The organism is Microbacterium sp. RU33B (assembly GCF_900155915.1).
In the GTDB taxonomy this organism is placed as follows: Bacteria; Actinomycetota; Actinomycetes; order Actinomycetales; family Microbacteriaceae; genus Microbacterium.
Window position 1 is genome coordinate 540936 of the sequence record NZ_FTPO01000002.1, and the last position, 26518, is coordinate 567453.

Below are 26518 nucleotides of genomic sequence, written 5' to 3' on the forward strand. Positions count from 1 at the left end.
TATGGCAGCAGTGTGCCAGGTGACTGGAGCAATTCCCGGCTTCGGTCACAGCATCTCGCACTCGCACCGCCGGACGAAGCGCCGCTTCGACCCGAACGTGCAGAAGAAGACCTACTTCGTTCCCTCGCTTGGTCGCAACATCAAGCTGAACGTGTCGGCTAAGGGCATCAAGGTCATCGACGCCCGTGGCATCGAGTCCGTCGTCCGCGACCTCCAGGCGAAGGGTGTGAAGCTCTGATGGCCAAGAAGGCTCAGGACGTCCGTCCGATCATCAAGCTGCGTTCCACCGCCGGCACGGGGTACACCTACGTGACGCGCAAGAACCGCCGCAACAACCCCGACCGCATCGTGCTGAAGAAGTACGACCCGGTCATCCGCAAGCACGTCGAATTCCGAGAGGAGCGCTGATCCCATGGCCAAGAAGAGCAAGATCGCGCGCAACGAGCAGCGTCAGGTGATCGTCGATCGCTACGCCGCCAAGCGCCTTGAGCTGAAGAAGGCGCTCGTGTCGCCGGACTCCACCGACGAGCAGCGCGAAGCCGCCCGCATCGGCCTGCAGAAGCTTCCCAAGAACGCTTCGCCGGTGCGCGTGCGCAGCCGCGACGTCATCGACGGCCGCCCCCGCGGTGTCCTCACGAAGTTCGGCATCTCGCGTGTCCGCTTCCGTGACATGGCGCACCGTGGCGAGCTGCCCGGCGTGACCAAGTCGTCCTGGTAAGCACCACAGCACCCGAAGGCCCGCAGATCTCCGATCTGCGGGCCTTCTTCTTCGCCCGGATGCCGCGACCGCGGCAGTGCCCTGCGGGCCGTCGGACGTGACGAACGGGGTCACATTCGTCACATTTGCCCCATTCGTCACCCGACACGCCGGTCAGAAGCTCCAAAACCCCCGGAAATACGCGGATGTCGGGGCATCTCAGGTACTGTCGGCAACGGTCGATACGACCAGCCGGGGGGCAGCAGCCGCTCGGTCCGTGCAATGAAGGCGGCACGCAGCCGCCTGGAGGACAAACACATGGCCATCACGAAGACCGAACTCGTCGCCAGCATCGCGAGCGCGACGGGTCAGAGCCAGTCCACCGTGTCGAGCGTGCTCGACTCCCTCTTCGCCACCGTGTCCGAGGCCGTCGCCAAGGGTGACAAGGTCTCGATCCCGGGCTGGATCTCGTTCGAGCAGGTCGAGACGTCCGCTCGTACGGGTCGCAACCCGCAGACCGGCGCCGAGATCCAGATCCCGGCCGGCAAGCGCGTCAAGGTGACCGCCGGTTCGAAGCTCAAGAGCGCCGTCAAGTAACGACGCTTCATGAAGGGGGATGCCGCGCTGCGGCATCCCCCTTCTGCGTGTCTGCGGCCGTTCGCGTCGAGAACCGTAGGAGAAACGCCGCCGCGAGCCCACCGAGCGCGCGGCGAACGCGATTTCTCCTACGGTTCTCGACGGTCGCCGGCGGGCTCCGGTGACCACGGCCCCACGTAGGCTGGAACAGTGAAGCCGCGCACCCTGCGGGCCGCCGGCCCGGTGATCCTCGTGGTCGTCGCGCTCGTCGCCCTGATCGCGGGGCTCGTCTACGGCGGGGGAGCGGCGCCGCTCGTGATCGCCGACCCCGGACCCGTGGTGCGCTGGGGTCTTCCGGTCACGACGCTCGTGTTCAACCTGGCGGCGGCGGGAACGGTCGGCGCGCTGGTCACCGCCCTGTTCGCCCTCAAGGCCGGAGAGCGCGAGTTCGACGCGGCGCTCGACACGGCCTCCGTCTCCGCGGCGGTGTTCACGGTCGCGGCCGCCGTCACGGGACTGTTCACGTTCCTCGATGCGTTCAACGCGCAGATCGGCCTCGGCCCCGAGTTCGGCGCCCAGCTGGGTCGCTGGCTCGTCGAACTCGACAGCGGCCGCACGTGGCTGCTCACGACGGTGGCCGGTGCGGTCCTCACAGTGCTCACCTTCGCCGTGCGGTCGTGGACGGCGACGTTCTTCGTCGCGATCCTGGCCGCGGCCTCCCTCATCCCGGTCGCGACGCAGGGGCATTCCGGCGAGGAGGCCAATCACAACGCGGCCGTCATGGCGATCGTGCTGCACGTCATCGCCGCAGCCGTGTGGCTCGGCGGGCTCCTGCTGATGGTCGTCATCCGTCCGCTGGTCTCGCGCGACGGCATCGCGACGGCGCTGTCGAGGTACTCCAGCATCGCCCTGGTGGCCTTCATCGTGGTCGCGATCTCCGGCATGGTGCGCGCGGTGATCGGGGTGGGGGCGTGGAGCGCCCTCGGCTCGCCCTACGGCATCCTCGTCCTCGTCAAGATCGCGGCGCTGCTCGCGCTGGGCGTGCTCGGCGCCTGGTACCGCCGGCGCCTGATCGGACGCCTGCGGGAGGATGCGGCATCCCGTCGGTTCTGGAGCCTCATCGCCCTCGAGGTCGCCTTCATGGGCGTCGCGAGCGGAGTCGCCGCCGCCTTGGGACGCACGGCTCCCCCCACCACCAGCGCGCTGCCCGAGCGGCGGACTCCGGCGGAGATCCTCACCGGATCCGCCCTGCCCCCCGAGCTGACGATCGACCGCTGGCTGACGGAGTGGAACATCGACCTGCTCTGGGCGTTCGCGGCGGGTCTCGGGATCTTCTTCTACCTCGCCGGCGTGTGGCGCCTCCGTCGCCGCGGAGACGCCTGGCCGCTGTACCGGAGCATCCTGTGGGTGGCAGGCCTCGTGCTGCTCTTCTGGGTCACCGGCGGGCCGATCAACGTGTACCAGGAGTACCTGTTCAGCCTGCACATGATGGGCCACATGCTGCTCACCATGGCGATCCCGCTGCTGCTCGTCTCGGGCGCCCCCGTCACGCTCGCCGCGCGCGCGATCCGCAAGCGCGACGACGGCACGCGCGGCGGCCGCGAGTGGATCCTCTGGGCCGTGCACTCCCCGTTCTCGAAGGTCGTGACGAACCCGTACGTGGCCGCGGCGCTGTTCATCGGGTCGCTCTGGATCTTCTACTACACCGATCTCTTCCGCTGGTCGCTGTACGACCACGTCGGGCACGAGTGGATGGTCGCCCACTTCCTCATCACCGGCTATCTCTTCGTCCTGTCGCTCATCGGCATCGATCCCGTGCCATACCGGCTGCCGTACGCGTTCCGCCTCGTGATCCTGATCGCCGTCATGGCCATGCACGCGTTCTTCGGCATCGCGATCATGATGCAGTCGGGGCTCATGGTCGCGGAGTGGTTCGGCTCGATGGGGCGGACGTGGGGCGCTCCTCCGCTGGAGGACCAGTACATCGGCGGCGGCGTCGCGTGGTCGATCGGGGAGCTCCCGACCCTCATCCTCGCGATCACGGTCGCGATCCAGTGGAGTCGCAGCGACGAGCGACAGCAGCGCCGCCGCGATCGTCACGCGGACCGCACGGGAGACGCGGAGCTGAACGAATACAACGCGCAGCTCGCGGCCCTCGCCGAGAAGGATGCGCGCGCCGCACGCTGAGCACGCCGCAGGAATGCCCGCGTCCTACGGATTGTGACGACCTTCGTGCGGATCCTCGCCTGCGGATCGTAGGATGACCGCCGTGTCCTCGTCTGAAAACCCCGCGCCCGGCCGACCGGCCGGCATCGACCCCCGCGGTCCGCGCTTCGCGGCATCGCTCACCGCCGTGCTCCTGCTCATCGGCACGTTCCTCGCCCTGCTCGGTTCGGCGGTCACGCCCGGTGCGACGCTGGGCGAACGCCTGCTCGACCCGGGATTCCTCGTGCTGCTCGTCGTGGACCTGCTCTTCGTGTGGGGCTTCACGTCACCGCGCACCGCGCCGTTCGGCGCCCTCTTCCGGGCCCTGGTGCGCCCGCGCCTGGCTCCGCCCGTCGAGCTCGAAGACCCGCGTCCGCCGCGGTTCGCGCAGGTCGTCGGCTTCGTCGTGGTGACGATCGGACTCGTGCTGCACGTCGTCGGCGTGCCGTGGGCGCTGCCGATCGCCGGAGCGGCGGCGTTCATGGCCGCGTTCCTCAACGCGGCGTTCGGCCTGTGCCTCGGGTGCCAGCTCTACCTGGGCCTCGTGCGGCTGCGCGTCATCCGACCCAGCGGCGGGCTGCCTGCGGCATCCTGAGCCACCGTCGCTACGGTCCGGAGACCACGATCGAGGCGGTGCCGTCGGGCAGGATCGTGATCTGGCCGGTGACCGTGAACGGCACGTCCTCGCTCACGCTGCGCACCGATCCGTCGAACAGCGAGCGGATGTCGACATCGATGCGAGCGACCGCTTCGGCTGCGGGGATCCTCCAGCCCGCTCCGTCGGGCTCGACGACCACCTGGGGTTGCTGCGCGATCGACCACAGCGGCTCGGATGCGATGCGCTCGCGCACGTAGAAGCCGAACGGGCATCCGGTGGGCTGGAGCACCTGCTGCGTCGCGCACGCCGTGAGGAACTCATCCACCCGTTCCTGCACGACCGCGCGGAACTTCTCCGTGGCCTCCGCCTGCACGGTGACGGGCGTGCGGGTCAGCGGACTGTCGCTCAGGACGGCGACGCCCGGCGTCGCCGCGATCGCGGTGTCGACCGACACCGAGTACAGGCCCGGTGAGAAGACGAGCAGCGGCACGGAGGCCAGCGGGTCGGCGTCGACGCCGTCGGGGGAGACCTGCCGCTTGTCGATCGCGAAGCCGTTGACATCGAACGACATCGAGCCTTTCACCGACAGGTCGACCACGGCCAGGGGGCTGCGCGCGAAGCGCCAGGTCGGCACGAATCCGATCGAGCCGGCCCGCTCCACATCGAACGTCGTCGTGCCGTCGATGTTGCCCGCCCGGTACGACACCGTGACCTTCGCGCCGCCGTCGGTCGGCTCCTCCGAGAGCACCTCCACGGCGGTGAGCGGAGCCAGGGCGTCGCGGCGCAGCAGCGCCTCGGAGGCGGTGACGGGGAGCCCCCGGGCCTCGAGCTGCGCCGAGTCGACCGTGACGCCGGCGATCGTGAGGGCGTCGGCCGCACGCCCCTCCGACAGCAGATCGAGGTAGCGCATCACGAACGCCGTCGGGCTGTAGAGCTCGCGGTAGACGACGGTCGAGGCCGCGACGACCGCGCCGGCGAACAGCACGGCGACCACGGCGAGGGCCGTCAGGTCGAACCACAGACTCCGCCGCCGCGGGCGGCGCGGCACCGCGGCATCCGGGGTCGCCCCGGCGACGGGAGGCGTCGCGACGCCCGCCCGGGTGCCCACCGCCCCTTGGTCCACCCCCTCAGTCTAGGAAACGGTCCGGTGCCGCCGCGTCCCGACGACGTCGGGAGACACGACGGGTGTGGATGATGCGGGGAGTGCACGGACCGCCGCGCCGACGCCCGCGACCGAGGCATCCGGTGACTAACATGAACCGGTGAGCACGCCGCCCCTCTCCGCCGAACAGGAGGCGCTCTTCCGGCTCATCGAAGACACCCGGGAGCACGTGTTCGTCACGGGGCGGGCGGGCACCGGCAAGTCCACGCTGCTGAAGCATCTCGCCTGGAACACCGAGAAGTCCATCGCGGTGTGCGCGCCCACCGGCGTGGCCGCGCTCAATGTCGAGGGCCAGACCATCCACTCGCTGTTCCGCCTGCCGATCGGCCTCATCGCCGATCAGGAGCTCGAGCAGTCCGACGCGACCCGCAAGATCCTCAACGCGATCGACACGCTCGTGATCGACGAGATCTCGATGGTCAACGCCGATCTGATGGACGGCATCGACCGCTCGCTCCGCCAGGCACGCGGACGCCGCGCCGAGCCGTTCGGGGGCGTGCAGATCGTGATGTTCGGCGATCCGTATCAGCTGGCGCCGGTTCCTCCACGCGGCGACGAGATGCATTACATCCGCGACCACTACCGCTCGTTCTGGTTCTTCGACGCGCACGTGTGGACCGGCACGCAGAGCGCGCTGAAGGATGCCCCCTCGCTCGAAGGCTTCGCGGAGCTGGGCTCGTTCGGCGCGACGCTGCACGTGCGCGAGCTCGTCGACATCCACCGCCAGGCCGATCCGGCCTTCAAGGCCATGCTCAACGCCGTGCGGCACGGGCGGGTCACGGCCGACATCGCGCAGATCCTCAACGACACCGGCGCCCGCACGCCCCCCGATCCTGTCGACGGCGAGACGCCGATCATCACCCTCGCCACGCGCAACGACATCGTGAACGCGATCAACCGGCGACACCTCGATGCGCTCCCCGGCCGCACGCAGACCGCGAACGCAGAGATCAGCGGCGACTTCGGCCGGGGGGATGCGGCCTACCCGGCCGACGTCGAGCTGCAGCTGAAGGTCGGCGCGCAGGTCATGTTCCTCCGAAACGACGTCTCGACCTTCGGCGAGCCCCCTCGGTGGGTCAACGGCACGATCGGCACGGTCACCCGCATCACGGGGGCCACCGTCAAGGTCGAGGTCGAGCATCGGGAGTTCGACGTCGAGCCGGCCGTGTGGGAGAGGTTCCGCTACTCGTACAACGCCGGCACCCGCACGCTGAGTCGCGACGTCGTGGCCGAGTTCACGCAGTTCCCGCTGCGTCTGGCGTGGGCCGTCACGATCCACAAGTCGCAGGGCAAGACGTACGAGCGCGCGGTGGTCGATCTCGGTTCGGGGGCGTTCGCGCCCGGGCAGACGTACGTCGCGCTCTCCCGCCTCACGAGCCTCGACGGCCTGTACCTGTCGCGTCCGCTGCGCCCGAGCGATATCCGGGTGGATCCCGACGTGCAGCGGTTCATGGCCGGTGTCGTGCGCGCTCCGGCCGCCTCCTGAGCGGCGCCGGCGTCAGGCGACCTGCGAGTCCGGGCGAGCGGGCTGACGGTCGGAGCCAGGGGATCCGCCGGGAACAGGCCGATGGGGTCGAAAACGGCCTGTCGTCGGCAGATCGCCTGCCTGCGGTACCGGCTGCCGCGCCTCGAGGTCAGGCGACCTGCGAGGCCTTGGCCGCGGCGAGGTCCTCGAAGAGCTCGGTGTTGAAGCGGTAGGCGAGCAGCACCTCGTCGATCACGCGCTCCTGCTCGGCGGCATCCCACGGCGCGGCGTCGAGCTGCTCGCGGTAGACGTCCTTGAACGCCTTCGGGTCGGCGATGTCGCCGAAGAGGTAGAAGCCGATGCCGTTGGTCTCGAATCCGAAGCGACGCGCCATCAGGCGACCGATGAACTGCCCGCCCGACAGGTCGCCGAGGTAGCGGGTGTAGTGGTGGGCGACGAATCCGCCCGGCCACGTCGCGGCGACCTCGGTGATGCGGTCGACGTAGCGGGTCGTCGTGGGGACCGGGGTGATGAGCTCGCGCCAGTCGGGTCCGAGGAGGAACTCGAGGTCCGCCTCGAGGGCGGGCAGGCGCGTGAGCTTGTCGCTGATGAAGACGGATGCCACGGGATCGTGGCGCATGCGCTCGGCAGCAGCCTCGAGTGCCTCGTAGATGAACCAGTGCTGGGCGACGAGGGCGATGTAGTCGTCGCGCGATCCCTCGCCCTTCATCAGATCGGCCATGAAGCCGGCGTGCTCGCTGTTGGAGTGGGCGGAGCTCGAGCGCTCGCGGAGAGCAGTGGAGAACGGGAGGATCTCGGGCATGCGCCGATACTACCTTCAGGTAAGCGAAACCTAAATACCTTCAGGTGAACGGAAGCTCAGGACGCTCCGGATGCCGTCAGGCGTGCGGGCGCGGCTCGATCCCGAGCCGCGCGCAGGCGGCGTCGTACAGCGCCACGATCTCGCGGCGCACCTCGGGACGCTGCGTGATGGGCCCGCCGGGCCAGGGGACCCGCACGGTCGTCGATCCGCCGTCCGCGAGCTCGACCGACCACTCGCCGCCCGCACCGTCGAATCCGGTCATGCGTGCGGCGACGGGCTCGCCGTCGACGGAGAACGCCCGCGAGATGAGAAGATTGTCGTCGGAGTGATCGTCGTTCATGTGGCGAAGCACACCCGCGAGCGTGGCCTCGTCGAATCGATGGGTCATACTCCACAGCCTACGAACCGATCCGTGGCCGGGGCGTTCGGTGTGTTTGAATTCAATGCACGGTCATCGGGGGGTGAGTATGCGGGCGAAGACCCACAGAGTGCGCGCAGCGGCGGCGCTGTTCGGCGTTCTCGCGCTGGTCCTCACCGGCTGCACGAACGTTCCCGAAGTCGCCGTAGACGTGCCGCCTCAGACCGAGGCTCAGCTCCCGGAGGCCACCGCTCAGGAGCTCTCCACGGCCGTCGCGCAGGCGATGGCGGCTGTCGGGGCATCCGGAGCGGTCGTGGGAGTGTGGGCCCCGTGGAGCGGGGAATGGGTCACCGGCGTCGGCACCCAGGCGATCGGCGGCGGCGATGCGGTCACCGAGGAGACTCCGTTCCGGGCGGCGGCCATGACGCGCGCCATGACGTGCGACGCCCTCTACGTCCTCGCCGACAAGGGAACGGTGTCGCTCTCCGACAGCGTCCGTGAATACGTGTCCGGCGTCGCCGACATCCAGGACGTCACGCTCGAGCAGCTGTGCGACGGCACGTCGGGGATCGGCAGCTACAGCGACATCCTGTTCTCCTCGTGGCTCTCGGTGCCCGAGCGCGTCTGGAGCCCGCGCGAGCTGGCGAGCTACGGCATCGGCCGCGCGCGCGTGAGCGCACCGGGCGAGGCCTACCGCGACTCCGACGCCGGGTACGTGCTCCTCGGGCTCGCGCTCGAGCGCGCGACGGGGAAGACGGCCTCCGAGATCCTCGCCGACGAGGTGTTCGAGCCGCTCGCGCTCGAGAACACGTATCTCCCCGAGAGCGCGGCCGATCCCGTCGACGGGGTCCTCCGCGGCTATGTCGGGCTGCGCGACGCGGCGGGCGTCATGAACTGCACGGCTCCGCTGGAGACCACGACGATGTCGTCGAGCTTCGGGTTCACCGACTCGGGCGTCGTGACCGACATCGACGACCTGGGTCGCTACGCCCAGGCGCTGGCGACGCAGGCACTCATGCCCGAGAACACCAAGCGCTACGCGCAGCCCCTGCCGGCGTACACGGATGCGCCGTCCTGGTACACGACGGCCGGAGGTGCGCTGCAGGCCGGATCGCTGGTGGGTCAGGCCGGCGCGGTGCCGGGGTACGCGACGGCATCCTTCGCCGATCCGTCCACCGGGCTCACCGTCGCCGTCGTGCTCAACAACTCCTCGATGGGCTCCGGCCCGGCCCTCGCCCTCGCGTGGGAGCTGGCGGCGATCGCCTCCAAGGCCCCTGCCGCGAGCGGCGAGACGGCGCCCGAAGCCGGTCTCCCGTGGACCGCCCAGCAGTACCGCGACTCGACCGCGGCCGCCGCCGTCTGCCCGCTGCCGGAGGCGGCTCCCGCCGAAGGATGACCGCGGGGCGCGTAGGGTGACCCGGTGACCACTCGAGCCGCCGGCAGCACCGCCGTCCTGCTCGTCGTCGCGGGTCTCGCGTGTCAGGAGGTCGGCGCCTCGCTCGCCGTCCTGCTGTTCGACGATGTCGGCCCGCTCGGGATGGTCATGCTCCGTCTCGTCTTCTCGGCGATCGTGCTGCTGCTGATCGCCCGCCCGTCGTTCCGTGGGCGCACGCGGGAGGCGTGGCTCTCGGTGATCGGGTTCGGCGGCGTGCTGGCCCTCATGAACGGCCTCTTCTACCTCGCCCTCGAGCGACTGCCGCTCGGCGTCACGGTGACGATCGAGGTGCTCGGCCCTCTCGCGCTGTCGATCATCGTGAGCCGGCGGGCTTCGGCCTGGCTGTGGGCGCTGCTCGCGGTCGTCGGCGTGGCCGCCCTCGGCGGCGGCGGCTGGGATCGGCTCGACCCGATCGGCGTGCTGTTCGCCCTCGGCGCCGCGGCGAGCTGGGCGCTCTACATCCTCTCCTCGGCCCGGGTCGGGCGGCAGTTCCCGAAGCTCGACGGCCTCGCGCTCGCAATGCTCGCCGGCGCCGTGATGTCGCTGCCGTTCGGCATCGCCGATGCGGGGTCCGCCCTGCTCCGCCTCGACCTGGTCGCCCTCGGCGCCGCCGTCGCCATCCTGTCGTCGACCATCCCCTACGCGCTCGAGCTCGTCGCGCTCCGCCGCCTGCCCGCCGCCGCCTTCGCGATCCTCATGAGCCTCGCGCCGGCGACGGCCGCCCTCGCGGGCTTCGTGCTGCTCGGTCAGCACCTCGCCTGGCTCGAACTCGTGGGCATCGCGCTCGTGATCGCGGCCAGCGTCGGTGCGGTCCTGGCCTCGACCCGGGCGGCCAGGGAGACGGCCGAGCCGCTGGGCTGAACGCCTCCCCGCAGCCTGCCGGAGGAGATTCCGGCGAATCGCGTAATAGTCCGGGATCCCCGACGTCTCTCTCCTGAGCCTGCCACTGGGGGCGGCCACTCTGTCTGTCTGGGGAGACACATGAACACCATCCGTCGTCGCGCGCGCAAGCTGATCGCTACCGCCGCCGCCGTCGCCGCGATCTCGGCGGGAACGGTCGTCGCGACCGCTCTGCCGGCCGCGGCATCCGAGACCGTCACCACCGACTGGGTGACGGTGTCGGACACGCAGACCACCGACTTCTCGATGTCGCTTCCGATTCAGAAGTTCGATCCCGCGCTGGGCGACTTCCAGAGCATCGAGATCGTCACCACGTCGGGCTGGAGCACCGACTACTCCTTCCTGAACACCGCCGCGCAGGCGCAGCGCATGCGCATCTCGGGCAATGTGACGCTTCTGCTGTCCTCGCCCGCTGCGTCGGACTTCAGCAGCTCGGCCTCGATCGCGGCGTTCGACACCGGCTTCCTCCTGATTCCCGTCGGCGAGCCGGTCGAAGGCCGCATCGAGAACGAGGTCACGCTTCCGACCTACACGTCGTCGGAGGCGGGCTGGATCGGACCGGGAGCGGTGAACGTCACGTACGACTCGCTCACGGGCACCACCACGACGGGCGGCGGTGGCAACGTCGTCGCGAACCAGAGGACGTTCGGAACGCTCACCGTGGCGTACCGCTACGTCTACCAGACCCGCGACATCGCGACGACGCCGATCGCGCCCACCGTCACGACCGGCGCGGCGTGCGGGGTGGAGGAGACCGTGGTCATCCCCGTCCAGGACGGTGTCGCGTACACGCAGGTGCGCGAGGGCGCTTCGGTCGTGGTCACGGCCGCGCTCGCGGAGGGGTACGCGCTGGCACCCGGCGCGGTGGCCGCATGGACGCTGACGATCCCCGCGATCGTCACGTGCCCGGTCGAGGTCGAAGAGCCGCCGGTCGGCACGGGCACGGTCACGCCCGCCGGTCCGCTCCCTCTGACGCCGACGCCGGAGTCTGCGTCGCCCGCTTCTCCCGCGCCTGCCGTGGCCCAGACCGCGCGCGCGACCGCGCTCGCGGCGACCGGCGTCGAGCCCCAGCCGCTCGTGCTGTGGGGTGCGGGAATCGCCGCACTGGGCGCGGTGCTCCTTCTGGCGCGCCGGCGCTCGAGCGCCTCGTAGCGTCCGGGGGCCTGGCGGGCTCGATCACGCGTTTTGCTATGCTGTCCAGGCGCCTCCAGGCGCTCGGGGCTGTAGTTCAATGGCAGAACTTCTGCTTCCCAAGCAGATAGCGCGGGTTCGATTCCCGTCAGCCCCTCCGATCGGTCCGCTCCCTCCCCTCAGACGAGGTCGTCGGCGACGCGGATGAGGACCTTGCCGGTGGCCCCCGCCGCGACCGCGTCATGAGCGGATGCCGTCTCCTCGAGCGGGAACCACGTGAGGGGCAGCCCGGCATCCGCGCCTACGGGAAGCGCACCGTCCTGCAGAGCGGCGGTGATGTCGCGTGCTGCGGCAGCGAGGGGCTCCGGGCCGACGGTGTAGAGAAGGAGACCCTGCCAGCGCGCGTTCTTCGCGAAGCTCGCCACGATCGGGGCCGTGAACTCCTCGCCGTTGTTGTTGGCGTAGTACGCGATGCTGCCGTGGTTGGCGAGCACCTCGACATCGAGCGCCGCGTTCTGGGTCGGTGAGACCTCGACGATCTGGTCGACTCCGCCCGGAGCGAGCGAGGAGATCTTGGCGGCAAGCCCGGCATCCGGGTACTGCAGGACGTGGTGTGCACCCGCCGCGCGGGCCAGCTCGGCCTTGTCGTCGCTGCTGACGGTCGCGATGACCGTCGCACCGGCCCAGACGGCCAGCTGGATGGCGGCGTGCCCGACGGCCCCCGCGCCCCCCTGCACCAGCACCACGCGACCCGCGAGCGCGCCCGGAGCCAGGTGCGCCGGCCCGGACTCGTGCACCGTGAGCGCGCGATGGGCGGTCATCGCCGGAACGCCCAGGCTGGCGGCCACGTCGAAGCCGATGCCCTCGGGGAGGCGCACGACGCGGCTCGCGGGGACGACGGTGAACTCCTGCGCCGTGCCGGTCGGACGCTGATGCGCCGCGAGGAAGAGCCAGACGCGGTCGCCGACGCTCAGGCCCGAGACATCCGACCCGACGGCGTCGACGACGCCCGCGCCGTCCTGATTGGGGACCACCTCGGCGAACTCGGGAGGCACTCCCCCCGACCGCGCCTTCCAGTCCGTCGGGTTGACGCCCGACACGGCGATCCGGACCCGCACGTCGTCAGGACCCGGCGACGCCGGTTCGCGGTCGACGAGGTCGAGGACGGAGGAGCTGCCGGGCTGGGAGTAGACGATTGCACGCATGGTGAGGTGCAAGGCGATCGACGGCGCCCGCATTCCGCCGCGCCTCGCCGGCCGATCCGCCACGGCCTCGACTAGTCTGCGCGGATGAGCACCGCCGAGCGTCGACCTCTCCCCCTCCTCGTGTGGTTCGGCATGGGGGTGGCCGGCGCTGTCGCGGGGCTGCTCCCGTGGCTCGTCACCGGTGCGCGGCTGCCGCTGCAGAACCTCGCGGCCGACCCGTCCACGACCGAGACCCCGTTCGCGCTGCTCCCGTTCAGTCAGTACTTCCTGACGTCGATCGTCGCGCTCCTCGTCGTCGGCGGAGCGAGCGCGGGGATCGCCGGGCGCTCCCTGGCCGCGCAGCGCCCCCGGTTCGGCGCGCTGGCGCTCGTCGGCGGGGTGATGCTCGTGCAGGTCGTCGCCGCCGTGCAGGCGACCGCGGTGACGGTGGCGTCGTTGGAGGACTCGGCGCGCAGCGCGCTCTACGCCGGGCTCGTGGTCGGGATCATCCTCGTCTCCCTCTCGATGAGCCTGCTCGTGCTGCTGCTCATCGCGCGGGCGCAGGTGGCCGGCGCGACGATCGCCCTCTCCCTGGCCGCGCTCGTCTCGGCGAGCTGGATCGGGGTCGCGCTCCGCGACGTCATGACCGTCGCCCCGTACGAGCTCGTGCAGCCGATCCTGTTCGTCCTGCGCTGGCTGCCGCCCGTGCTCGTCGGATGCGCGATCGCGTGGTGCGGGTTCCGCACAGCCGGCAGGGTCGCGGCGGTCATCGTCAGCCTCGCGGCGCTGTGGATCGGCCCGGCGTTCTTCACCGCCGTGTCGTCGGCCGCGGGGACGCGCGTCCTGGCGCCCTACCCGGGGGAGATGGCCGAGTACGGCATCCGGGTGTTCGTCTCGGCGCTCACGATGCCCGAACTCGTGCTCCCGCCGCTTCTCGTGGCCGTGATCGTCGGCGCCGCGGGATCGGTCCTCCTCCGTCGTCTCCGCAGACGCGACCCGCAGACCCCGTCACCCGCAGGCGAGCCGTCCTCGGGAGCGGCCGTAACGGCATCCGGGCCCGCCGCGGGGCGCGAGTAGGCTGGCCCCGTGCTGCTCAGCGACCGCGACATCCGACTCGAGATCACCGCCGGACGCCTCGGCCTGGAGCCGTGGGACGACTCGATGGTGCAGCCATCGAGCGTCGACGTGCGGCTCGACAGGTACTTCCGGCTCTTCGACAACCACAAGTACCCCTTCATCGATCCGGCGGAGGATCAGCCCGACCTCACGCACCTGATCGAGGTCGCACCCGACGAGCCGTTCATCCTCCACCCGGGCGAGTTCGCGCTCGGCTCGACCTACGAGCTCATCTCCCTGCCCGACGACGTCGCGGCCCGACTCGAGGGCAAGTCGTCGCTCGGTCGGCTCGGCCTGCTGACGCACTCGACGGCCGGTTTCATCGACCCCGGGTTCTCCGGACACGTCACACTCGAGCTCTCGAACGTCGCGACGCTGCCCATCAAGCTCTGGCCGGGCATGAAGATCGGTCAGGTCTGCTACTTCCGGCTTTCGTCGCCCGCCGAGAACCCCTACGGCTCGGGGCCCTACGGCAACCGGTACCAGGGTCAGCGGGGTCCCACGGCATCCCGCTCGTTCCAGAACTTCCACCGCACGGATGTCGGCACGACCGATGCGGGAGCGATCGGCGCCTGACCGACGCCTGCGCGACGAAGGGCACCGGGAATCCCGGTGCCCTTCGTCGATGGCGCTGCTCCTTCTCGGATGCGCGCCGGACATCCGTCGCGCGTCGGCCGGACCGGCAGCGCGAGGAGGCCCTCAGGCGCTGCGCCCGCGCGCGAACCCGGCGTCGAAGCCGCGCTCGTAGGCCTGCTCGGCGCGTGCGCCACCGCGGCCGTGGTGCGGGTGGCCGCCGTGCGGTGCGCAGTCGCGGCCGCGACCGTGGCCGTCGCCGTCGTGCGGGAATACACGGCCGCGGCCGTCGCCGTGCCCGGGTCCGAACTCGCGGCCGGGACCGAATCCCGGACCGAAGCGGTGACCCGGACCGAATCCGGGACGCAGGCCCGGACCGAAGCCCCGGCGTCCGCCTCGGCCGAAGCCGTGACGCGGCATGCGGGCCTCGTCGTCCCAGCCGAGTTCGCGCGCGATGGCCTCGAGCGAGGCCATCGTGGTGGCGAAGTCCTCGGGCGGGACCGCGCCGGCGACACGGGAGCGGAGCCCGTCGACGATGCCGCCGAGTCGCTCCTTGGCCGCACGGCCTTCGTCGGTGAGCGACCAGGTGCCGTCGGCGGTCTGCGCGACCCATCCGCGGTCCTCGAGGCTGCGGAGCTTCTTGCCCTTGCGGGCGAAGCGCTCGGCGAGACCCGGACGCTCGACGTCGCCGGCGATGATGCTCAGCAGCATCCACTCGCGTCGCGACACCTCTTCGTTCTCGAAGGCCGTCGCGAACTCCCGGGTCAGCAGCGCGTCGACGACGCGGAGCCAGTAGCCGAGCGGACGACGGTCGGTGGGGACGCCCTCGTCGGGCGTCGAGGGGATGTCTTGATCGTGTGCGGTGTTCATGGGAAGTCCTTCGATTCGTGGGGGCGGCTGCGGGCGCCGATGCGTCTGTGCCGCCGATGATGCATGTCAGAGAACATGTATATGCAGTGTGACATGCAATGTGGATACATGTCAAGTCGCATGTAAATTGGGTGCATGGCCACCGAGAGCACCGATCCCGTCGACGTCATCGCCGCGGCCCTCTCGCGCCTCCGCGGGCGCCGCGGGCCGCGCACGCCGTGGGGCGAGGGCTCCGACGACGGTGCGCCGTGGGGGCGGGGTGGTCCGCACGGGCACGGCGGAGGCCCCCGGGTGCACGGGATGCCGCACCACGGCCCGCCTCCGTGGGTCGCCGGAGCGCGGTTCGGCGGACCCGCCCGCCTGCGCCTGCTCGACGCGCTCGCCGCGGCATCCGCCCCTCTGTCGGTCGGGGAGATCGCGGAGGCCGTGGGGGTGGATCAGCCGCGCGCCTCGCGACTCGTGCAGCAGTCCGTCGAGATGGGTCTCGTGCGCCGCGAGGCCGACCCTGACGACGCGCGTCGCACGCGCATCGTGCTCACCGACGACGGCTCGAAGATCGTGCGGGGATTCCGCGGCGACCGCCGCGAGACGATCGCCGGCGCCCTCACGTCGTTCACCGAGGACGAGTGCGCCGAGCTCGCCCGTCTGCTCGCGAAGCTCGCCGAGGCCTGGCCGCGCAGCTGACCCGTCGCGTGCGAGAGCCTGCCGAGCCGACTCGGCCGACTCGCCTGTCGAGACTCGCGGTGCCGCTTGCGGATCGCGACAGGCGAGCCGCCGGGCGAGGCTGACACGTCGGTTCGCCTGTCGCGATTCGCGGTGGGGCTCGCGGACTGCGACAGGCGAGCACCCCGGCGGAGCTCCCCCCGGTTCGCCTGTCGCAACTCGCGGGGTTGCGTGCGGATCGCGACAGGCGAACGCTCCCGGACCGGAGCTCAGGAGCTACGCTCACGCGGACTGAGCAGGTTCGGCCCTGGTTAGGCTGAGCCGGTGATGAGCACCCCTCCCGAAGACCCGCATCTCTGGCTCGAGCAGATCCATGCCGAGGACGCCCTCGCGTGGGCCGCGGCGCGGACCGCGGAGACCGAGGACCGCTACGCCTCGCCCGGGCGCAGCGCGCTCGAAGCGCGCCTGCGCGGCATCCTGGACGATCCCGCGCGCATCGTGATCCCGAGCCGGCGCGGGGAGTGGATGTACGACCTTCGGCGCGATGCCGCGCACCCGCGGGGGGTCTGGCGGCGCAGCAGCCGGCAGTCGTTCCTCGCGGGAGCGCCCGAGTGGCAGACCCTGCTCGACGTCGACGCGCTCGGCGCGGCCGAGGGCGTGCCGTGGGCCTTCGCGAGAGCCTGGCACGGCCCGACCGGCACCGGTCGCGTGCTCGTGGGTCTCTCACCCGACGGCGGCGACGCCCGCATCCTGCGCGAGTACGACCTGGGCCTGGCGGGCTTCGTCGACGCGGCGCAGCATCCGTTCGCCCTCGAGGTCGACAAGTCCGCCGTCGCCTGGCTCGACGCCGACACGCTCCTCGTCGCGACGGGCATCGCGGGGGGCGCCGTCACCGACTCCGGCTATCCCGCGACGGTGCGCGTGTGGAGCCGCGGAACCCCGCTCGCCGATGCGTCCGTCGTCCTCACCGCCGACCGCACCGATGTCGGCGCCTTCGTCCATGTCGACCGCAGCGGAGGACGCGCGACGGCCGTCGTCGTGCTCGCGCGCGACTTCTTCCACTCCGACGTCCACGTGTGGCGCCACGGCGACGGCGTCGTGCCGGTGCGCATCGCCGCGCCGAGCGACGCGCACGTCGACGTGCACGGCGACCTCGTGGCGGTGCGCACCACCACGGACTGGGATGTCGCGGGCGAGCGGCACCCGGGCGGCACCCTGCTCGTCGGGCCGCTGGAGACCCTGACCGAGGGCGACGGGTCGGCGCTGCGCGTGGCGTTCGCGCCGTCGAGCGACACGGTGCTCGCGTCGTGGCGCTGGACCGCGAGCAGGCTCGTGCTCGATCTCCTCGAGAACGTGCAGAGCCGGCTCGTCTCCCTCGACCCGGCGGCGGAGTGGGCACCCGTGCCGCTCGAGGTCGGCGTGGGCGGCGACATCCTCTCGATCGACATCGCGACGGCCGACGCCGAGGTCGACGACGAGCTGTGGCTCGTGGCGCGCGGATTCCTCACGCCGACGACGCTCCTCGTCGCCGACGCCGTCACGGGGGACTCGCGGATCACGGATGCCGCGCCCGCGGTCTTCGACACGACGGGGCTCGTCGCCCGGCAGCAGTGGGCGGTCTCGGCCGACGGCACCCGCATCCCGTACTTCGAAGTGGGGCCGCAGGCCCCCGGGCCCGAGCGCGCCGTGCTGATGAGCGGCTACGGCGGGTTCGAGCACGCGCTCACGCCCGAGTACCCGAGCATCGTCGGCCCGGCCTGGCTCGAGCGCGGCGGAGTGTTCGTCGTGGCGGGCATCCGGGGCGGCGGCGAATTCGGGCCCGCGTGGCACCTCGCCGCCCTCCGGGAGAACCGCCACCGCGCGTACGAGGACTTCGCCGCGGTCGCGCGCGACCTCGTCGCCCGCGGCGTCAGCTCGCCCGCACGCATCGGCTGTCACGGGCGCAGCAACGGCGGGCTGCTGGTCGGCAACATGCTCACGACGTATCCGGACGACTTCGGGGCGATCGTGTGCGGCGTGCCGCTGCTGGACATGCGCCGATACACGCGGCTGTCGGCCGGAGCGAGCTGGATCGCCGAGTACGGCGACCCCGACGACCCCGCCGACTGGGAGTTCCTCCGCACGTTCTCGCCGTACCACCTGATCGACCCCGCGCGCACCTACCCGCCGAGCCTGATCTACGCCGCGACGAGCGACGACCGCGTCGGTCCGGTGCAGGCGCGCAAGATGGCGGCGCGGCTGCGCGAGGAGACGGATGCCGAGGTGCACTACCTCGAGCCGGTCGAGGGCGGGCACGCCGGCACGATCGACAACGCCGCGACGGCCGCGCTGCACGCGACGATCCACGCGTTCCTGGCCGACGCTCTCCGGCTCTGACGGCGACTACTCCGCGCGCACGTGCTTCGGGAGCTTCACCAGGAGCAGCAGCACGAGGCCGATCGCGAGGATGATCACGATGCCCAGGATGCCGAAGTGCGTCGCGCCGAACCACCCGATGAACAGCGCCCACAGCAGCGGCGACAGGAAGCTCATGACGCGCCCCGACGTGGCGTAGAGCCCGAAGATCTCCCCCTGCATGCCGTTCGGCGTGACGCGTGCGAGCAGCGAGCGACTCGACGCCTGAGCCGGTCCGACGGCGGCGGAGAGGATGATCCCGCCGATCCAGAAGATGATCTTCCCCTCCTCGCGGAACAGGAATACGAACAGCGCGCTCGCGATCAGCACCACGAGCGCCGTCACGATGACAGCCTTGGCGCCGAAGCGGTCGTCGAGCCAGCCGACGAGGATCGTCGAGATGCCCGCGACGAGGTTGAGCGCGATGCCGAAGATCATGACCTCCGTCGGCGAGAAGCCGAACGAGACCGCCGCCAGGACCCCGCCGAACGCGAAGACTCCCGCGAGCCCGTCGCGGTAGACGGCGCTGGCGACCAGGAACCAGAACGTCGGGCGGTGGTGGCGGAACAGGTTGCCGATGTCTTTCACGAGCACGCCGTAGCTCTGGAAGAAGCCGACGCGCTCGCGGTCGAGCCGCGCCGGCGCCTCGGGCACGTTGAACACGAACGGCAGGGCGAACACGACGGTCCAGACGGCGGCGCCCAGGGCGATGAGGCGGTAGGCGAGGCCGCCCGACACGTCGAGCCCGAACCACTCCAGCTGCGTCAGGACGACGACGATCACGAGGGCGAGGATGCCGCCGATGTAGCCCAGACCCCAGCCGAGTCCGCTCACGCGACCGATCGTCTTCGGCGTGGAGACCTGCACGAGCATCGCGTTGTAGTTGACGCCGGCGATCTCCGACGCGACCGAGCCGAGGGCGACGATCGCGGCGCCGACCCAGAAGAAGGCGGGGTCGGCGTAGACGAAGAAGAGCGAGAACTGCAGAAGGGCGAGGGCCGCGGTCGCCCCGATGACCCAGCGCTTCTTGTTGCCGCGGGCGTCGGCCCGCTGGCCGAGCACGGGTGCGAGGAGCAGAACGAGGATGCCGGCCGCGAACGCGATCCAGCCGTACCACTCCGCCAGATTCGACAGCCCCTGGCAGTACGCCGTGCCGGCATCCGCCGCCTGCGAGCACACGAGCGACCCGTCGGCGTTCTGCGCCGCGACATCGGCCGGCAGGAACGCATCGGAGACGAGGTAGAGCGAGACGAAGACGAACGTCAGGATCACCGAGTTGAACGGCTGGGTCGCCCAGTCCCACAGCGCCCACGAGAAGACCTGCCTGCGCGGCACGGGGGTGGCGTCGAGCCCGTCGGTGCGAAGTGCCGCCGTCTTGAAGATGGGCGGAGTCGTCTGCGGGCTTCCGTCGGAAGAGCTCATGTCGGGCACGGTAGGGTCCTTCGGTGAACGGGCGGTGGCGTCCGGCACGCACCGCGCCGGTGCGGTGCGAGGCCAGGCTACGCCTAACGTGGTGACGTGGACTTCGACTTCTCGCGCCTGTCGCGGCATCCGGATGTCGAGGGTCCCGAGCTCTCCGCCTCGGACGCCGCCGACCGGCTGCTGCTGGACGAGGCGGCCGACGCGCTCGCTGCGGCCCCCGACGGCACCGTCGTGATGATCGGCGACGCGTACGGAGCCCTGACGCTGGGCGCCGCGGCGAGGTCGGGCGCTCGCGGCATCCGGGTCCATCAGGATGCCCTGTCGGGCGAGCTCGCCCTGGCGGCGAACGCCCGCGCGCTCGGCCTCGACGACGGCTTCGCCTCGCACGGGCTGGATGCCGCGCTGGTCGCCGGGGCGCGCGTCGTGCTGGTGCGCCTGCCCCGCTCGCTCGACGCCCTCGACGAGATCGCCGCGACGATCGCCGCGCACGCCGCGTCGGACGTGCGGGTGTTCGCGGGCGGCATGGTCAAGCACATGGCGGTCGCGATGAACGACGTGCTGCGGGCGCGCTTCGCACGCCTCGACATCTCGCACGCCCGCCAGAAGGCCCGCGTGCTGATCGCGACGGGCGTGATCCCGGATGCCGGTGCCACGCGCTGGCCCGTGTCGCACCGCGATGCGCGGACCGGGTTCGGGATCGTGGCGCACGGGGCGGCCTTCGCCGGGGCATCCGTCGACATCGGGACGCGGTTCCTGCTCGAGCATCTCGACGACGCCGTGCCCGACGCCGCGCACGCGATCGACCTGGGCTGCGGCACGGGAGTGCTCGCCACCGCCCTGGCGCTGCGCCGGCCGGGCCTCCGGGTGCGCGCGACCGATCAGTCCGCCGCGGCGGTCACATCCGCGGCGGCGACGGCGGCGGCGAACGGCGTGGGGGATCGCGTCGACGTGGTGCGCGACGACGCCCTGTCGTCGGTGCCGAGCGGCAGCGCGGAGCTCATCGTGCTGAACCCGCCGTTCCACATCGGAGCCGCCGTGCACCCCGGCATCGCGCGGAAGCTCTTCGCCGACGCCGGTCGTGTGCTGGCACCCGGGGGCGAGCTGTGGGCGGTCTGGAACTCGCACCTCCGGTACCGCGGCGACCTCGAGCGGCTCGTGGGCCCGACGCGCCAGATCGCGCGCAACCCGACCTTCACGATCACCGCCTCCCGTCGCGCCTGAGGCCGCTCGCCGGAGACTCCGCGTGCACGCCCGCGGAGACCGCTCCCGACACCCCGTCCGGATCGACGTCGCGCCGGCGCGTCGGGCGGCGTCTCCGCATCCGTGCGCACCGCGTTGCCGGTGCAGCCCCGGTGGACGGCCGGTCAACGGTCGCGGGTCGCCTCCTCGAGCAGCTCGAGCACGTGACGGTACTCCTTTCCCGTGGCCCGGGTCATGCCGATCTCGCACGTGCGGTTGCAGGAGGCGTGCGCGTCGGCGTCGAGGGCGCGCACTTCGGCGGCCTCGGCGGCGGTCGCCGAGGCGGTGAGCTCGGGATGCAGCATTCCGCGATCGCCGGCGAAGCCGCAGCAGCCCCAGGCATCCGGAACCGTCACCGAGCGGGCGACCGCCGCGGCCACCGTGAGCAGCGCCGGGTTCAGCCCCATCTGCGTCGAGGAGCACGTCGGATGCAGCACGAGCGAATCCACGAGCGGCGGGATGTCGCCCAGCACCGGCAGCACGACGCGCGCGACGAAGTCGACGGCGTCCTCCGTGCGATAGGGCAGCCCCGCGTCGTCGAAGATGTGCGCGAAGCCCTCCGTGCAGCTCGCGCCGTCGCTCACGATGACGAGTTCGCCGTCGACGGAGGCCGCGCGCACCGCGTCGATCACGCGGCGGGCCATGACGGCGCGTCCGCCGGAGTAGCCCTTCGACGTCCAGGGGGTGGAGCAGCACATCGCCTCGATGCCGTCCGGCACGATCATCCGCACGCCGGCGCGATCGACCAGACGGGTGAACGCCTCGGTCACCCCGATGCCGTCGCCCGCGGCGCCGAACATGCTGTTGACGCACGCCGGCAGGTACACCGCGACGGGATCGCCCGGTCCGGATCCGGCACTGCCGGCGCGCGGGCGGCGCGCGGGGCCGCCGGCGGGCAGATCCGCGGAGTACTGCGGCACGGTGTCGGATCCGAGCACCGCCCGGCCCAGGGTGGTGGCCCCGCGCACGAGGCCGACGGGCACGGCGTCCGCCGTCGTCAGCGCGATCGATCCCGCACGCGTGACCGGTCCCCACGCCTTCGCTGCGGTCGTCCATCCCGCGGCCAGCACGGGGTTCGCCGACTCCCGGCGGAGGCGCTTCACGAGGGCGCCGGTGTCGATCAGCACGGGGCAGGCCGTCACGCACATGCCGTCGACGGCGCACGTGTCGATGCCGGAGTAGTCGTAGTCCTTCTCGAGACTCGCCGCGAGGGCGTGATCGCCGGATGCCTCGGCCCGCGCCATCCCGCGGCGCACGACGATCCGCTGGCGGGGCGTGAGGGTCAGGTCCTTCGACGGGCACACGGGCTCGCAGTAGCCGCACTCGACGCACCGGTCGGCCTCGACCTCGATCGGCTCGGCGAGCTTGAAATCCCGCAGATGCGCATCGGGGTCGTCGCCGATGATGACGCCCGGATTGAGGATGCCCGACGGGTCGCAGAGCTGCTTGAGGGCGCGCATGACGTCGTACAGCTCGTCGCCGTACTGCCGCCGCACGAACGGCGCCATGACGCGGCCCGTGCCGTGCTCGGCCTTGAGGTTTCCGCCCGCGTCGAGCACCAGGTCGACCATGTCGTCGGTGAACCCGGCGAAGCGGCCCATCGCCTCGTCGCCCTCGAACCGGTCGGTGAGCATGAAGTGGATGTTGCCGTCCTTCGCGTGCCCGAAGATGACGGAGTCGCGGTAGCCGTAGCGGGCGAACAGGTCCTGGAGCGCGTCGCACGTGGGGGCGAGCGTCGGCACCGGCACGACGATGTCCTCCAGCAGTGCGGTCGTGCCCGAGGGCCGCACGCCGGCGACCGACGTGTACAGGCCCTTGCGCAGCTTCCACGCCGTCGCGCGGGCCTTCGCATCGGGCGAGAACACGGCGGTGGTGCGCAGGGGCGCCTGTCCGAGCACCGCCTGGCCGCGCGCGGCGAGCTCGGCCAGCTCGTCGTCGTCGGTCGCGTGGTACTCCACGAGCAGGGCCGCCTCCGACGTGACGTCGAAGCCGAGGATCTGCGCGGGGGCGTCGGCGAACGACTGCCCCACGCGGATGCTCGTGGCATCCATCAGCTCGAGCGTCGCGGCCCGGGTCTCCACGAGGGCGGGGAGCGCGCGCGTCGCGTCGTCGAGCGTGCGGAACACCGCGAGGGCCGTCGTGATCCTCGGTGTGATCGCGACCGTGCGGTACGTCGCCTCGGCGACGAACGCGAGCGTGCCCTCGCTGCCGATGATCAGGTGGGCGAGCACCTGCGCGGGGGAGTCGAAGTCGAGGAACGCGTTGACGCCGTAGCCCATCGTGTTCTTCATCGCGAACTGCCGCTCGATGATCGCGACCGACTCGGGGTTCGATCGCACGCGCCGCTGCAGTCGCACGAGACCGTCGAAGAGCTCGGGCTCGCACTCGGCGAGCCGGTCGTCGGCGTCGTCGGCGGCGGTGTCGACGATCGTCCCGCTCGGCAGCACCACGACCATCGACTCGAGCGTCCGGTACGTGTTCTCGGTGATGCCGCACGCCATGCCGCTGGAGTTGTTGGCGACGACTCCGCCGATCGTGCACGCGGCCTCGCTCGCGGGGTCGGGGCCGAGTCGATGGCCGTGGCGGAGGAGGCGCATGTTGACCTGGCGCACGGTCGCTCCCGGCTGCACGCGCACCCGCCGCCCGCCGTCGAGCACGTCGATGCGCCGGAACTCCCGCCGGGTGTCGATCAGGAGGTCGCCGCCGGAGGCCTGCCCCGACAGACTCGTGCCGCCCGACCGGAAGGTCACGCGCGACCGCGACGCCGTGGCGGCGCGCAGGAGCGCGGCGACCTCGTCGGCGTCGCGGGCCACGACGACGGCCTGAGGGGTCAGGAGGAAGTGCGACGCGTCGCTCGCGTAGGCGACCCGGTCGATCGCGCGGGTCGACACGCGCGACGCGTCCGACACCGCCGCGGCGATCTCGGGGGCGATCGTTCCCTCGATGGCAGGCATCCTCAGATTGTCAGACAAGTAGACAGGCCTGTCAAGGTGACGTGTCGTGCATCTCGGCTACCATCGCCGCATGGCTTCGAAGCTCGCGGTGGTGTCGATCATCGATGCCGTGACCGACGCCCTGCGCACCCGCGTGCTGTCCGGCGCGCTCGCGCCGGGCACGCCCCTCGCCGAGGTCGAGATCGCCGACGAGTACGAGGTCGCGCGGCCGACGGCCAAAGCCGCCATCGAGAACCTCGTGCGGGAGCGGCTGCTGGTGCGCAGCGCCCACAAGACGGCCCGCGTCGTGCGGCTCACCCCCGACGACGCCCGCGACGTCTACCGCAGCCGCGAGATCGTCGAGGCCGAGGTGCTGCGCACGCTCGCGCGGGCGCGGACGGTTCCGGATGCCGCGCGTGCCGCCAACGACGAGATCGCCGCCCTCGCCGACGCGTCGCCGCGCGACGTCGTCGAACCCGACATGCGCTTCCACCGCAGCCTGATCGATGCGATCGGGAGCGAGCGGACGAGCCGGATGTACGACACCCTCGCCTCCGAGGTCGTGTTCTGCATGTCGCAGGTGCAGGGGGCATCGCTGCTGCCCACCGACGTCATCGTCGACGAGCACGCGCGGCTGCTGGCCCTCATCGAGGCGGGTGACGGGGATGCCGCCGCCGCCCTGCTCTCCGTGCACCTCGGGCGGGCGCGCGAGCGACTCGCGGAGCGGCTGGGTGGCGTGGCCGGGCCCGAGGCATCCGATTCTCCGCCTTCCTGAAAACTTGATATGAACTGGCTCAAGTTCATTTGACACTCTTCGTCGTCGGCGACTAGTGTGGGACATGGCTCGAACTTGAGCCCCCAAGACTCAACATTCAGGAACCAATTCTCAACGAAGGAGAGAATCACATGGCACGTGCTGTGGGAATCGACCTCGGGACGACCAACTCGGTCGTCTCCGTCCTCGAGGGCGGCGAGCCGAAGGTCATCGCCAACGCCGAAGGCTTCCGCACGACCCCCTCGGTCGTCGCGTACACGAAGGACGGCGAGGTGCTCGTCGGCGAGACGGCGAAGCGCCAGGCCGTCACCAACGTCGACCGCACGATCTCGTCGGTCAAGCGCCACATGGGCACCGACTGGAAGTTCGACCTCGACGGCAAGAAGTACACGCCGCAGGAGATCTCGGCGCGCATCCTCGGCAAGCTCAAGCACGACGCCGAGCAGTACCTCGGAGACGCCGTGACGGATGCCGTCATCACCGTCCCCGCCTACTTCAACGACGCCGAGCGTCAGGCCACGAAGGAGGCCGGCGAGATCGCGGGCCTCAACGTCCTGCGCATCATCAACGAGCCCACCGCTGCGGCCCTCGCCTACGGCCTCGACCGCGGCAAGGAGGACGAGCTCATCCTCGTCTTCGACCTCGGTGGCGGAACGTTCGACGTCTCGCTGCTCGAAGTGGGCAAGGACGACGACTTCTCCACCATCCAGGTGCGCTCGACCGCCGGCGACAACCGCCTCGGCGGCGACGACTGGGACCAGCGCCTGGTGGAGTACTTCATCAAGCAGTTCAAGGACACCACCGGTGTCGACGTGTCGGGTGACAAGATCGCCCTCCAGCGCCTCAAGGAGGCCGCGGAGCAGGCGAAGAAGGAGCTCTCCAGCTCCATGTCGACCAGCGTCAACCTGCCCTACCTCTCGCTCACCGACAGCGGCCCGGTGTCGCTCTCCGAGACGATCACGCGCGCGAAGTTCGAGGACCTGACCAAGGACCTGCTCGACCGCACCAAGAAGCCGTTCGAGGACGTCATCCGCGAAGCCGGCATCAAGGTCGGAGACATCGACCACGTCGTGCTCGTGGGTGGCTCGACCCGCATGCCCGCCGTCGCCGACCTCGTCAAGCAGGAGGCCGGCAAGGAGGCGAACAAGGGCGTCAACCCCGATGAGGTCGTCGCCGTCGGCGCCGCGCTCCAGGCGGGCGTCCTCAAGGGCGAGCGCAAGGACGTGCTGCTGATCGACGTCACCCCCCTGAGCCTCGGCATCGAGACCAAGGGCGGCATCATGACCAAGCTCATCGAGCGCAACACGGCCATCCCGACCAAGCGCAGCGAGACCTTCACGACCGCCGACGACAACCAGCCGTCCGTGGCCATCCAGGTCTTCCAGGGCGAGCGCGACTTCACGCGCGACAACAAGCCGCTCGGCACGTTCGAGCTGACCGGCATCGCCCCGGCCCCTCGCGGCATCCCGCAGGTCGAGGTCACCTTCGACATCGACGCGAACGGCATCGTCCACGTCTCTGCGAAGGACAAGGGCACCGGCAAGGAGCAGTCGATGACGATCACGGGCGGCTCGTCGCTGCCCAAGGAAGACATCGAGCGCATGGTGCGCGAGGCCGAGGAGAACGCCGCGGAGGACAAGAAGCGCCGCGAGTCGGCCGAGGTCCGCAACCAGGCCGAGACCCTCGCGTACTCGATCGACAAGCTCATCAAGGAGAACGACGACAAGCTGCCTGCGGACGTCAAGTCCGACGTGCAGGGCGACGTCGACGCGCTGAAGGCCGCGCTCGCGGGCGAGGACGACGACGCCGTGAAGGCGGCGTTCGAGAAGCTCAACGCGAGCCAGGGCAAGCTCGGCGAAGCGATCTACGCGTCGTCGCAGGCTGCCGGCGAGACGCCCGACCCGACGGCGACCGACCCGGGCAACGGCGACGTGCCGAACCCCGAAGAGGATGTCATCGACGCCGAGGTCGTCGAAGACGAGGACGAGAAGAAGTAACC

24 protein-coding genes and 1 tRNA gene are annotated in these 26518 nt (G+C 71.0%); 18 read left to right on the plus strand and 7 right to left on the minus strand.

Going from position 1 to position 26518, the window contains the following annotated elements:
• The first annotated feature begins 1 nt into the window (after position 1).
• From rpmB to B0B14_RS12220, 6 genes are all read left to right on the plus strand, one after another.
• Complete coding sequence (rpmB, locus tag B0B14_RS12195) at positions 2-238, plus strand: 50S ribosomal protein L28 (protein ID WP_076682166.1); 237 nt, start codon at positions 2-4, stop codon at positions 236-238.
• On the plus strand, positions 238-408 hold the full coding sequence (gene rpmG / locus B0B14_RS12200; protein WP_005051772.1) for a 50S ribosomal protein L33: 171 nt from the start codon (positions 238-240) through the stop codon (positions 406-408). Before rpmB ends, rpmG begins: the two co-directional genes overlap by 1 nt.
• A gap of 4 nt (positions 409-412) precedes the next feature.
• Positions 413-718 (plus strand): 30S ribosomal protein S14, encoded by a 306-nt coding sequence (gene rpsN / locus B0B14_RS12205; protein ID WP_076682168.1) that lies wholly within the window; start codon positions 413-415, stop codon positions 716-718.
• Between the two features lie 297 nt (positions 719-1015).
• The gene (locus B0B14_RS12210; protein ID WP_076682170.1) at positions 1016-1294 is read left to right on the plus strand and encodes an HU family DNA-binding protein; all 279 of its coding nucleotides are present in this window, start codon (positions 1016-1018) and stop codon (positions 1292-1294) included.
• Between the two features lie 189 nt (positions 1295-1483).
• Positions 1484-3460 carry a bifunctional copper resistance protein CopD/cytochrome c oxidase assembly protein gene (locus B0B14_RS12215; protein WP_076682172.1) on the plus strand — a complete coding sequence of 659 codons (1977 nt, stop codon included), beginning with the start codon at positions 1484-1486 and terminating at the stop codon, positions 3458-3460.
• An 82-nt stretch (positions 3461-3542) separates the two neighbouring features.
• Complete coding sequence (locus B0B14_RS12220; protein WP_256714377.1) at positions 3543-4073, plus strand: DUF4395 domain-containing protein; 531 nt, start codon at positions 3543-3545, stop codon at positions 4071-4073.
• A 10-nt stretch (positions 4074-4083) separates the two neighbouring features.
• Here B0B14_RS12220 and B0B14_RS12225 read toward each other — a convergent pair whose 3' ends face one another.
• A complete protein-coding gene (locus B0B14_RS12225) occupies positions 4084-5199 on the minus strand; it encodes a hypothetical protein (RefSeq protein ID WP_372236638.1) in 1116 nt (371 codons plus the stop codon).
• Positions 5200-5338: 139 nt separating this feature from the next.
• On the opposite strand from B0B14_RS12225, the gene B0B14_RS12230 reads away from it, so the two are divergent.
• A complete protein-coding gene (locus tag B0B14_RS12230) occupies positions 5339-6724 on the plus strand; it encodes an ATP-dependent DNA helicase (RefSeq protein WP_076682176.1) in 1386 nt (461 codons plus the stop codon).
• A 148-nt stretch (positions 6725-6872) separates the two neighbouring features.
• Here the strand turns inward: B0B14_RS12230 and B0B14_RS12235 are convergent, their stop codons facing one another.
• Positions 6873-7526 (minus strand): biliverdin-producing heme oxygenase, encoded by a 654-nt coding sequence (locus B0B14_RS12235; RefSeq protein ID WP_076682178.1) that lies wholly within the window; start codon positions 7524-7526, stop codon positions 6873-6875.
• Between the two features lie 76 nt (positions 7527-7602).
• Positions 7603-7914 carry a DUF2470 domain-containing protein gene (locus B0B14_RS12240; protein ID WP_076682180.1) on the minus strand — a complete coding sequence of 104 codons (312 nt, stop codon included), beginning with the start codon at positions 7912-7914 and terminating at the stop codon, positions 7603-7605.
• 100 nt (positions 7915-8014) lie between these two features.
• On the opposite strand from B0B14_RS12240, the gene B0B14_RS12245 reads away from it, so the two are divergent.
• From B0B14_RS12245 to B0B14_RS12260, 4 genes are all read left to right on the plus strand, one after another.
• Positions 8015-9280, plus strand: a complete 1266-nt coding sequence (locus B0B14_RS12245; RefSeq protein ID WP_256714378.1) for a serine hydrolase domain-containing protein — start codon at positions 8015-8017, stop codon at positions 9278-9280.
• 24 nt (positions 9281-9304) lie between these two features.
• Positions 9305-10180 (plus strand): EamA family transporter, encoded by an 876-nt coding sequence (locus B0B14_RS12250; protein ID WP_076682184.1) that lies wholly within the window; start codon positions 9305-9307, stop codon positions 10178-10180.
• A 120-nt stretch (positions 10181-10300) separates the two neighbouring features.
• Positions 10301-11371 (plus strand): choice-of-anchor E domain-containing protein, encoded by a 1071-nt coding sequence (locus B0B14_RS12255; protein ID WP_076682186.1) that lies wholly within the window; start codon positions 10301-10303, stop codon positions 11369-11371.
• A gap of 65 nt (positions 11372-11436) precedes the next feature.
• A tRNA-Gly gene (locus tag B0B14_RS12260) sits at positions 11437-11507 on the plus strand.
• Between the two features lie 22 nt (positions 11508-11529).
• Here B0B14_RS12260 and B0B14_RS12265 read toward each other — a convergent pair.
• Positions 11530-12555: an NADPH:quinone reductase gene (locus B0B14_RS12265; RefSeq protein WP_076682728.1), complete on the minus strand. Its 1026-nt coding sequence runs from the start codon at positions 12553-12555 to the stop codon at positions 11530-11532.
• Positions 12556-12639: 84 nt separating this feature from the next.
• Here B0B14_RS12265 and B0B14_RS12270 point away from each other — a divergent pair, with 84 nt between their 5' ends.
• Positions 12640-13611: a hypothetical protein gene (locus B0B14_RS12270; protein ID WP_076682188.1), complete on the plus strand. Its 972-nt coding sequence runs from the start codon at positions 12640-12642 to the stop codon at positions 13609-13611.
• 9 nt (positions 13612-13620) lie between these two features.
• On the plus strand, positions 13621-14226 hold the full coding sequence (dcd, locus tag B0B14_RS12275) for a dCTP deaminase (RefSeq protein WP_076682190.1): 606 nt from the start codon (positions 13621-13623) through the stop codon (positions 14224-14226).
• Between the two features lie 123 nt (positions 14227-14349).
• On the opposite strand, the gene B0B14_RS12280 is transcribed toward dcd, so the two are convergent.
• Positions 14350-15093, minus strand: a complete 744-nt coding sequence (locus B0B14_RS12280; RefSeq protein WP_076682192.1) for a MarR family winged helix-turn-helix transcriptional regulator — start codon at positions 15091-15093, stop codon at positions 14350-14352.
• 135 nt (positions 15094-15228) lie between these two features.
• Between B0B14_RS12280 and B0B14_RS16805 the strand changes: the two genes are divergently transcribed.
• Both B0B14_RS16805 and B0B14_RS12290 read left to right on the plus strand, forming a co-directional pair.
• A complete protein-coding gene (locus tag B0B14_RS16805) occupies positions 15229-15777 on the plus strand; it encodes a MarR family winged helix-turn-helix transcriptional regulator (protein WP_076682194.1) in 549 nt (182 codons plus the stop codon).
• A 306-nt stretch (positions 15778-16083) separates the two neighbouring features.
• On the plus strand, positions 16084-18132 hold the full coding sequence (locus tag B0B14_RS12290; protein ID WP_076682196.1) for a prolyl oligopeptidase family serine peptidase: 2049 nt from the start codon (positions 16084-16086) through the stop codon (positions 18130-18132).
• A 6-nt stretch (positions 18133-18138) separates the two neighbouring features.
• Here B0B14_RS12290 and B0B14_RS12295 read toward each other — a convergent pair whose 3' ends face one another.
• Positions 18139-19572, minus strand: coding sequence for an MFS transporter (locus B0B14_RS12295; protein WP_076682730.1), 1434 nt, complete (start codon positions 19570-19572; stop codon positions 18139-18141).
• A gap of 96 nt (positions 19573-19668) precedes the next feature.
• Between B0B14_RS12295 and B0B14_RS12300 the strand changes: the two genes are divergently transcribed.
• Positions 19669-20793 carry a class I SAM-dependent methyltransferase gene (locus B0B14_RS12300; protein WP_076682198.1) on the plus strand — a complete coding sequence of 375 codons (1125 nt, stop codon included), beginning with the start codon at positions 19669-19671 and terminating at the stop codon, positions 20791-20793.
• 143 nt (positions 20794-20936) lie between these two features.
• On the opposite strand, the gene B0B14_RS12305 is transcribed toward B0B14_RS12300, so the two are convergent.
• Complete coding sequence (locus tag B0B14_RS12305) at positions 20937-23765, minus strand: FAD-binding and (Fe-S)-binding domain-containing protein (protein ID WP_076682200.1); 2829 nt, start codon at positions 23763-23765, stop codon at positions 20937-20939.
• A 70-nt stretch (positions 23766-23835) separates the two neighbouring features.
• Here B0B14_RS12305 and B0B14_RS12310 point away from each other — a divergent pair, with 70 nt between their 5' ends.
• Both B0B14_RS12310 and dnaK read left to right on the plus strand, forming a co-directional pair.
• The gene (locus B0B14_RS12310) at positions 23836-24519 is read left to right on the plus strand and encodes a GntR family transcriptional regulator (protein WP_076682733.1); all 684 of its coding nucleotides are present in this window, start codon (positions 23836-23838) and stop codon (positions 24517-24519) included.
• Between the two features lie 131 nt (positions 24520-24650).
• Positions 24651-26516, plus strand: coding sequence for a molecular chaperone DnaK (gene dnaK / locus B0B14_RS12315; protein ID WP_076682202.1), 1866 nt, complete (start codon positions 24651-24653; stop codon positions 26514-26516).
• Positions 26517-26518 lie beyond the last annotated feature (2 nt).

Coding starts and splice junctions, on each gene's coding strand:
- rpmB (WP_076682166.1), top strand. CDS start 2: ATGGCAGCAGTGTGCCAGGTGACTGGAGCAATTCCCGGCTTCGGTCAC.
- rpmG (WP_005051772.1), top strand. CDS start 238: ATGGCCAAGAAGGCTCAGGACGTCCGTCCGATCATCAAGCTGCGTTCC.
- rpsN (WP_076682168.1), top strand. CDS start 413: ATGGCCAAGAAGAGCAAGATCGCGCGCAACGAGCAGCGTCAGGTGATC.
- B0B14_RS12210 (WP_076682170.1), top strand. CDS start 1,016: ATGGCCATCACGAAGACCGAACTCGTCGCCAGCATCGCGAGCGCGACG.
- B0B14_RS12235 (WP_076682178.1), bottom strand. CDS start 7,526: ATGCCCGAGATCCTCCCGTTCTCCACTGCTCTCCGCGAGCGCTCGAGC.
- B0B14_RS12240 (WP_076682180.1), bottom strand. CDS start 7,914: ATGACCCATCGATTCGACGAGGCCACGCTCGCGGGTGTGCTTCGCCAC.
- B0B14_RS12255 (WP_076682186.1), top strand. CDS start 10,301: ATGAACACCATCCGTCGTCGCGCGCGCAAGCTGATCGCTACCGCCGCC.
- B0B14_RS12265 (WP_076682728.1), bottom strand. CDS start 12,555: ATGCGTGCAATCGTCTACTCCCAGCCCGGCAGCTCCTCCGTCCTCGAC.
- B0B14_RS12270 (WP_076682188.1), top strand. CDS start 12,640: ATGAGCACCGCCGAGCGTCGACCTCTCCCCCTCCTCGTGTGGTTCGGC.
- B0B14_RS12280 (WP_076682192.1), bottom strand. CDS start 15,093: ATGAACACCGCACACGATCAAGACATCCCCTCGACGCCCGACGAGGGC.
- B0B14_RS16805 (WP_076682194.1), top strand. CDS start 15,229: ATGGCCACCGAGAGCACCGATCCCGTCGACGTCATCGCCGCGGCCCTC.
- B0B14_RS12290 (WP_076682196.1), top strand. CDS start 16,084: ATGAGCACCCCTCCCGAAGACCCGCATCTCTGGCTCGAGCAGATCCAT.
- B0B14_RS12295 (WP_076682730.1), bottom strand. CDS start 19,572: ATGAGCTCTTCCGACGGAAGCCCGCAGACGACTCCGCCCATCTTCAAG.
- B0B14_RS12305 (WP_076682200.1), bottom strand. CDS start 23,765: ATGCCTGCCATCGAGGGAACGATCGCCCCCGAGATCGCCGCGGCGGTG.
- B0B14_RS12310 (WP_076682733.1), top strand. CDS start 23,836: ATGGCTTCGAAGCTCGCGGTGGTGTCGATCATCGATGCCGTGACCGAC.
- dnaK (WP_076682202.1), top strand. CDS start 24,651: ATGGCACGTGCTGTGGGAATCGACCTCGGGACGACCAACTCGGTCGTC.